Source organism: Methanonatronarchaeum thermophilum (genome assembly GCF_002153915.1).
GTDB lineage: Archaea > Halobacteriota > Methanonatronarchaeia > Methanonatronarchaeales > Methanonatronarchaeaceae > Methanonatronarchaeum > Methanonatronarchaeum thermophilum.
Map to the genome: position 1 here is coordinate 1 of NZ_MRZU01000006.1, position 7,500 is coordinate 7,500.

The 7,500-nt window shown below is 39.2% G+C and carries 8 protein-coding genes and 1 pseudogene (1 of these 9 only partly in view); 4 read left to right on the forward strand and 5 right to left on the reverse strand.

The window, feature by feature from the left end; genetic code table 11:
- Positions 1-364: pseudogene (locus AMET1_RS07630) on the forward strand (4-demethylwyosine synthase TYW1); the annotation flags it as partial.
- Between the two features lie 5 nt (positions 365-369).
- Positions 370-915, forward strand: a complete 546-nt coding sequence (locus AMET1_RS07635) for a hypothetical protein (protein ID WP_086637401.1) — start codon at positions 370-372, stop codon at positions 913-915.
- Positions 916-1,107: 192 nt separating this feature from the next.
- Here the strand turns inward: AMET1_RS07635 and AMET1_RS07640 are convergent, their stop codons facing one another.
- Positions 1,108-1,965 carry an SPFH domain-containing protein gene (locus tag AMET1_RS07640; RefSeq protein ID WP_143406903.1) on the reverse strand — a complete coding sequence of 286 codons (858 nt, stop codon included), beginning with the start codon at positions 1,963-1,965 and terminating at the stop codon, positions 1,108-1,110.
- A gap of 142 nt (positions 1,966-2,107) precedes the next feature.
- On the opposite strand from AMET1_RS07640, the gene AMET1_RS07645 reads away from it, so the two are divergent.
- Positions 2,108-2,440, forward strand: coding sequence for a cupin domain-containing protein (locus AMET1_RS07645; RefSeq protein WP_086637903.1), 333 nt, complete (start codon positions 2,108-2,110; stop codon positions 2,438-2,440).
- Positions 2,441-2,898: 458 nt separating this feature from the next.
- Here the strand turns inward: AMET1_RS07645 and AMET1_RS07650 are convergent, their stop codons facing one another.
- Positions 2,899-3,888 carry a transcription initiation factor IIB gene (locus AMET1_RS07650; protein ID WP_086637398.1) on the reverse strand — a complete coding sequence of 330 codons (990 nt, stop codon included), beginning with the start codon at positions 3,886-3,888 and terminating at the stop codon, positions 2,899-2,901.
- A gap of 478 nt (positions 3,889-4,366) precedes the next feature.
- The gene (locus tag AMET1_RS07660) at positions 4,367-5,371 is read right to left on the reverse strand and encodes an MtaA/CmuA family methyltransferase (protein WP_086637905.1); all 1,005 of its coding nucleotides are present in this window, start codon (positions 5,369-5,371) and stop codon (positions 4,367-4,369) included.
- 227 nt (positions 5,372-5,598) lie between these two features.
- Between AMET1_RS07660 and AMET1_RS07665 the strand changes: the two genes are divergently transcribed.
- Positions 5,599-5,844, forward strand: a complete 246-nt coding sequence (locus tag AMET1_RS07665; RefSeq protein ID WP_086637906.1) for a hypothetical protein — start codon at positions 5,599-5,601, stop codon at positions 5,842-5,844.
- 16 nt (positions 5,845-5,860) lie between these two features.
- On the opposite strand, the gene AMET1_RS07670 is transcribed toward AMET1_RS07665, so the two are convergent.
- Both AMET1_RS07670 and AMET1_RS07675 read right to left on the reverse strand, forming a co-directional pair.
- On the reverse strand, positions 5,861-6,055 hold the full coding sequence (locus AMET1_RS07670; RefSeq protein WP_086637907.1) for a hypothetical protein: 195 nt from the start codon (positions 6,053-6,055) through the stop codon (positions 5,861-5,863).
- A 54-nt stretch (positions 6,056-6,109) separates the two neighbouring features.
- Positions 6,110-7,500, reverse strand: the 3' portion of a protein-coding gene (locus AMET1_RS07675; protein WP_143406905.1) for a sodium:solute symporter family protein. 67 nt of this gene lie beyond the right edge of the window; only the last 1,391 of its 1,458 coding nucleotides appear in the window; its start codon lies beyond the right edge, outside the window; its stop codon occupies positions 6,110-6,112.

The window sequence follows — 7,500 nt, forward strand, 5'->3', positions numbered from 1 at the left end:
TATGCAGACCAACAAAAAAAATGGATGGCAAAACCTACAGAAAACCCTCAAAACACTACCAAAACATAACGGCCGAACAGCAATAAGAATAACACTCGTAAACGGATACAACGACCAAAACCATAGTCAGTACGCCCAAATACTTAGAGAAGCACAGCCCGACTACATAGAAATCAAAGCATATATGCATGTAGGACAATCCAGAAAAAGACTAAACCGACAGAGAATGCCAACAAACCAACAGGTAAAAAAATTCTCAGAACAGATAGCAGACAAAACAGACTACACCCTAACAGACCACGTACCAGAAAGCCGAGTAACACTACTAACCAAAGACAAAACCCCCAAAATAAACAATAAGTGATAACCATGGAGCCACCTGAAATAAAATTCAAAACAGACACAGAAGCCATAATAGAAATGAACGAAACCGCCAAAATGATAATAGAAAACCCAGAAGAAGCAAAAGAAATAGAAGACATATTCACAGGCATAATATCACTAAAAATGTTCCTAAACCGAGAAGTCAAAACCCCAATAAAAACAAAAAACGGCCAGATGCTAGCAACAATACAAGCAGAAAAAAACCAAAACCACATCAAAACAAAACTACCATTCGAAAAAAACAAATGGCTAAAAGACATGGTCACAGCACAAAAACAACAAATCTACGAAATAGAAGCCTCAAGCACAGCAATAAAACAAATCAACAAAGCCGAAAAAAGACTAAAACAAAGCACAGACTTCCACTCACACGAAACAATACTACTAAGATTCAGCGACATCGACGAATTCAACAAACTCAGCCTACAACTCAAAGACAAAAACAACGTAAAAATAGAAGAAACAAAAACAATAAAAGACGAAATCATAGCCCAAATAGAAATCATACCCCCCACCATAAGATGGATCTAAAAAACCAAAACCACATCAAAACCAAACAACCCAAACTAAAAAATAAAGACCAAAAACTAAAAAATAAAGAAAAGATTTAGGTAGGTTTGCTTCTTTTTTTAATATTGTTTATTTTTGTTGATTTTTGTATATAAAGAGAGGTTGGTGGGAACCCTGTTTTAGGGTTCTCCGATGTATGTTGGTTTGTTTGTGTTATTGTATGTCTTTTGCTAGGTCTTCTACGTTTACTGTTTTTAGTAGGCTTTTTAGGTCTATTTCGTTGACTAGGTCTTTTGATAGTCCTTCTTCCTCGTCGGAGGCCATCATGTCTTCTGAGATTAGGGATGTTGGTATTGTGACGATTGTTGCGTTTTCTACTGCTACTGAGTCGAGTGTTTGTAGTGTTCTGAGTCTGTATCCTTTTGTTCCTAGTAGTTCTGACGCGATTCTTGTTCTTACAGCTGCTTGTAGTTCTCCGTTTGCGTCGATTATCCTTGCTTTTCGGTCTCTTTCGGCTTCAGCACTTGCAGCCATCGCCCGCTCCATCTCATCCGGTATAGATACATCTTTTATTTCAACATCCATGATCTCTACACCGTATTCATCTGTTTTAGTGTCAAGCCGTTCCTTCATAACTTTAGCCATCTCCTCCCGTTCTTGAAGGATGGTGTCAAGATTTCGACTGCTGATCATGTCTCTAAGCATAGTTCTCGCATAATCAACGGTAACCCGTTCATAGTTGTCAACCTCCAACACCGATTGCTTTATCTGCTCCTTACCACGTCTAACACGTAAAAAGACTATCGCGTTAACCGACGTTGAAACATTATCCTTGGTCAAAACCTTCTGCGGACTTACATCAAAAGACCTGGTTCGATAATCAACCTTCTCAACCTTATGAACATAAGGAATTATAACATGCAAACCAGGCTCCAAAACCTCAATGAACTCACCGAACTTAAATTTAAGCGCCCGCTCATACTCCTTAATAATCACAATCGAATAAGCAGCGACAATCAAAAACAACGCCAAAGCAAAACCAACTAACGCAAACAACACAAGTAAATCCATAGTAAAAAAATATATATAAATACACAAAGATACAATTTTCCCCTCAAAACCACCCAAAAACCTCAAACCAAAAACAAACAACCCTAAAAAAAGTTGATTATATACGTAATAGTAAGTATTCTATTAAATAGAAGTGAAATCTATGAAGAAAAAAGATATTGAATCCCTTTCAAAAAAAGTAATAAAACTAAAAGACCTTGTAGACTACCAAAAAGGCACCATCGTAAGCCGAACATTACTAGACAGAGATAGTGGCAGCCTAACCCTATTCGCAATCGACAAAAACCAAAACATAAGCGAACACACCGCACCCTACGACGCACTCGCAATAATCCTAGACGGAGAAGCAGAAATAACAATCTCAAACAAAAAACACAAACTAAAACAAGGAGAAACCATAATAATGCCAAAAAACGAACCACACAGCCTAAAAGGAACCAAAAAATTCAAAATGTTCCTAATAATGATGGAATGAACTACCCCACCCTACCCGTTCATCCTAACAGACTCACTCGTTAAGGATGGGGTCATACCCACGATTTTAGATAAAAAACCCAAACAAAAAAACCAAAAACACAGAAAACCACTAGAAACAATAGAAACCAAATACCCCCAACTCTTCATTTAAATTTTTTTTAATTATATCTTGAAGCGCTATAACAAAAAAACCAACAACATAGAGTTTTTTTAACTTTTTTTGTCTTTTTAATAAACTTTAACCTTGTTTATTAGATTTCTATCTATCTTGCGTATATTCAGCTAAAGTGTAGTAATTTAGGGGTATTGGTGGTTTTGTGTGTTTGTAGGTGTGGTATAGGTAATTGTGTAAAAAAATAAAAAAAATATAAAGGAAAATGAGAGAGGAAAATGAGGGAGGGGAGTGGAGAGGAGTTTTTGGGGGTTGATGTTTTTGTTTTTTTTGTGTTTTTTTGTTTAGTTGACGTTCATTTCTATGTTTAGTTCTTCGCAGAGTTCTTGGTATCTGTTTCGGACTGTTACTTCTGTTGTGCTTGCTGCGTTTGCTACTTTTTTTTGTGATCTTTTTTCGCCGCATTTTACGCTTGCGATGTATATTCCTGCTGCGGCTATGCTTGTTGGGTCTCGTCCGCTTGTTAGTTCTTTTTCTGATGCTTGTTTTAGGATTTCTTCTGCTTTGAATTGTACTTTGTTTGTTAGTCCGAGTTGGCTGCAGAATCTTGGGACGTATTCTTCTGGTTTTGCTGGTTGTAGCATTATTCCGAGTTCTGATGCGATGTATCGGTATGCTCGGCCTATTTCTTTTCTTGATACTCTTGCGCTGTCTGATATTTCGTCTAGTGTTCTTGGGATTTTGTTTTGTCTGCAGCTGATGTATAGTACGGATCCTACCATTGCTTCTATTGATCGGCCTTTTACGAGGCCTTTTTCTGCTATTTTTCTGTATATCATTGATGCGTCTTCGCTTACGCTTTTTGGTATGTTTAGTTGTGAGGCCATTCTGTTTAGTTCGCCTAGGGCGAGTGCTAGGTCTCTTTCTTTTGAGTCGCTGAATTTTGATTGTCTGTGCCATTTTCTTAGTCGGTAGAATTTGGTTTTTTTGTTGGAGCTGATTGAGTTTCCGTTGCTGTCTCGGGTTCCGGTTCCTATGTTTGTGGAGAGGCCTTTGTCGTGTGTCATTATGTCCATTGGGGCGCCTACTCTCATTTTTTTGTTTCTTTCTTCGCTGTCGAATGCTCTCCAGTCTGGGCCTGTGTCTATGAAGTCTCCATCGATTACGAGTCCACATTTCTCACATACTAGTTCGGCTCGTTCGTAATCTCTTATTAGTTTTATTCCGCCACATTCGGGGCATTTGTCGCTTTCTTCGTACTCCCCTATGTGGTCTCTTTCGCTTTTAACTTTTTTTTCTATTTCGTTTTGTGTTTTTCCAATTTCTGTTGACATATTATTACAACCATTAAACAATTTATTTTTTAACTGATTACCGTTAGAATGTGAATCGAATTGTTAATCGGCCTTTTTCTGCCTTTTTTCTGTTAGGTGGCCGTAACGAGTTTTGGTGACAATTTATTTGATCTTGGATGTTTGGCTTTGTTTTCTCAGTTTGCTTGCAACCATGTTGTTGATGGCCGCACTTAAATAGTTTTCGGTTTTACCCTTCAATAACCACGAATAAAACTCAAAATAACTACCAAACAACTTCAAAAAAATACCCAACAACACAAAAACAACAATAAATATATAAAAAAATAAAACCAATTTTAGGTTTGCGGAAAAAACCAACGGAAAAATACATCTAAAACAGAAATCAACCAACAATTAACAACCCATATATATATATATAACTGTTTTCATAAACACAACAAAAACAAATCTCCACACAAAGCCCCTCAAACTAAACAGACTCAAAAAATCAAATGATTTAGTTTTTTTGTTTTTTGTATGTTTTTGCTGTTTCTGTCATAGCTATTAGGTTCTCGATTGGTGTTTCTGGTGGTAACCCACAGCCTGAACATAGTATGTCACATCCTTCATTGATTGAACGCCTGCTTTCTCTAACCACCTTCTTTTGATCTCCAAACAACAACGCATCTACCGGTGGGACATTTCCAAGAACCGCACATTCATCACCGACAACATCCTTCAAACCTCTTAGAGAGACGACCGAATCGACACTGACACCATCCGCTCCAACCTCAACCATATCGCTGAAAATCGGAGTAGTATCTCCACAAATATGTAGGATACTCCTATCCAAACCGGAAACCAACTCTTTTTGATACGGCAGTGCATACTCCCGATACATAGTTGGACTGATCAAATCAGTTGAAACACCAAGCACAACAACACAATCAGCTCCACACTCAACCAAATAACTTGCATACCGCTGACAAACATCAAGACAAACATCCAACAACTCAAAAACACCATCACACCCCTTATACACCTCCAACAAAAACTCCTCCATACCACGCACCTGACCAGCAACATAAAAAGGACCAGACAACGCAGCAAGAACAGGAACACGACCACCAACAATATCCTTAGCAAAACCTACAGCCTCACCAACAACCGACATACGACCCCCAACACCAACCTCCAAACCACCAACCCCCTCCAAACCCGAAATAGCATTCTCAACAATAACAGGCTGCCCAAAACCACATGGATAACGCAACCTACAACCCAAAAACTCACAAACAACATTCATATCAAAAGGAAACCTAACACTCTCAACACCACCAAAACGAAACCCAGCCATACCCAAAACACTCATACTCCAACCCTCCCTCAAAGCACCAGGCCAAAAACAACCACACAACCTCATCAAATCCACCGTACCAGTCTGCAAAGGCATAACACAAGGAACACGATCAACACCAACCAAATCAAGCGCCCTAAAAAAACGCTCCCTACAACCATACATAGACAACAAAACCACCAAAAACAAAGTTAACACCAAAACACCATAACACTTACCAAAAAAACAACCAAACACCAACAACCCAAAACAACCTATCCCAAATTAAATCAACAATACCCAACACCAACCTACTAATTAAATCAGATTAATCTAGGTTTGATATATTTTTATTTGGTTTAGTGATGTTTTTTACCTAAGAGTTAAATGTGTCTGAATTAAATTAATTTTCAATGAATCTTGATCAGAAAGCTGTTTTAGCTGGAGTTGTTTTTGGTTTAGGGTTGTTGGGTGGAGCTATAGCTACCGCTACCTATTATTTAGGTAATCAAATATCTGAATGGATTCCTTGGGCCAATATCCCTGGTATTTTGGTTCAGATTGCTGGATCAACTATCTTCCAGTTGGTTGCTGTTGGTTTTGTATCGAGTTTATCGGTTTTGTTAATTTTGTATGTTCATGCGGTATATACCAGTTGATCTATCATTGAGGTTTTTATTTTTTGAGTTTTCCTTTTATTTCTCCGCATTCTATGCAGATGTATAGGGTGATGCGGTTGTATTTTTCCATGATTTCTTTCGATACCCTTTTTTCTTTGAATCCGATGAATGGTGTCGCTATCGATGGTATTGAGTTAGGTAGTTGTTTCCTGATTACTTTCATCCTTCCTTCACATTCCGAACATTTCAATTAAAAAACCTCCAAAATAGATTTCGGGTTCTTTGGTTTTGGTTTTGGTTTTGGTTAGAATCCATTTTTCTCCATTTCTTTTTGTATTTCGTTTATGAATTGTTCTCCATCTCCGTTGCTCTTTGTGGTTAGTGTGATTGTTATGTATATGATGGTTGCTGTTATTAATCCCCATATTGCTGGCCACCAACCTAGTGGTTCTAGGTTGAGTATGTATAGGGTTATTACTATTATTGCGGGTATTGTCATGCTTGTTGTTGCGGCATTGGTGGTTGGTTTTTTCCAGAAGAATGCTCCGATTATGGTTGGTGCCATCACCAGTAGTCCTGCTGATGCGGCGCTTGCTAGGACTGCTATGAGGTCGAGTCGCATGCTTGCGAATATTATGCATGCGAGGACTAGTGTTAGTATTATTCCTTTGTTTAGTAGGATTTCTTTTTGGCTGGGGATGTCTTGTTTTTGGGTTATGAGGTCTCTTCCTCCGATTGAGCTTAGTGTGAGTAGGACGGAGCCGAGTGTTGATACTGAGGCTGCGAAGATACCTAGGAAGACAATTATTCCTAGTGTTTCTGGGACCATGGTTAGTAGTACTGGCATTGCGTTGTCGGGGTCGGTTAATCCTGGTATTAGGTTGGCTGCTGAAAGACCTAATAAGGTGGATATTATTGTGTATATGAATCCGAACAATGCGAAATAGATAACCATTTTTTTGAGGCTACCTACATCTCTTGAGACGAACATTCTTTGTGAGACTTGTGGGTTTGTCAAGGCGAAGAACGCCCACGGTAATGTTAACCCTATAAACATGTTGAAGTCCCAGGTTATCCCTAACAACTCGGGGTTCTCCACTGTTATTGTGTTTACAAATTGACCTGGAGATCCAAAGAAAACATAAAATATGTACACCAGTAATATGAGTGCTGAGACGATCATTACAATCGCTTGTACGGCGTCGGTGAGTGCTACGGAGCGCATTCCAGCCCAAACTGTCACTGCGATACTTAATACCGCCACGATGTAGACGCCGTGCATATAGGGGATTGCGCCTCCAGTCATCCCCTCTAACAGGAAACCTACACCCATCATCTGTATCGCCATATACGGAATCAACATAACCAGACAGATAACGGCTGAAACAACACCAGCAGTATATCCATACCTCTCCGACAACAACTCAGGCGGCGTGATAACCCCATAAACACGGCTCGCACTCCAAAACCTGGGAGCAAAAACTATCAACAACAGTATAGTGAACACGATGTAAGTCATCTCGAAACCGAGAGCGGCAACACCCCCAGAGTATGTAAGGCCAACCAACCCAACCATCATGAAAGAACTAAAGGTGGTTGCACTATACGTCATAGCAGATACAAAACCACCTAGGTCGCGTCCAGCCAACACAAACTCATCAACACCACTACCCAACCCCTTACGACTATACTCAG

Bases quoted from the DNA above. Each gene is read 5' to 3' on its own strand.
- AMET1_RS07635 (WP_086637401.1), top strand. From the start codon at position 370: ATGGAGCCACCTGAAATAAAATTCAAAACAGACACAGAAGCCATAATA.
- AMET1_RS07665 (WP_086637906.1), top strand. From the start codon at position 5,599: ATGAATCTTGATCAGAAAGCTGTTTTAGCTGGAGTTGTTTTTGGTTTA.
- AMET1_RS07650 (WP_086637398.1), bottom strand. From the start codon at position 3,888: ATGTCAACAGAAATTGGAAAAACACAAAACGAAATAGAAAAAAAAGTT.
- AMET1_RS07640 (WP_143406903.1), bottom strand. From the start codon at position 1,965: ATGGATTTACTTGTGTTGTTTGCGTTAGTTGGTTTTGCTTTGGCGTTG.
- AMET1_RS07660 (WP_086637905.1), bottom strand. From the start codon at position 5,371: ATGTATGGTTGTAGGGAGCGTTTTTTTAGGGCGCTTGATTTGGTTGGT.
- AMET1_RS07645 (WP_086637903.1), top strand. From the start codon at position 2,108: ATGAAGAAAAAAGATATTGAATCCCTTTCAAAAAAAGTAATAAAACTA.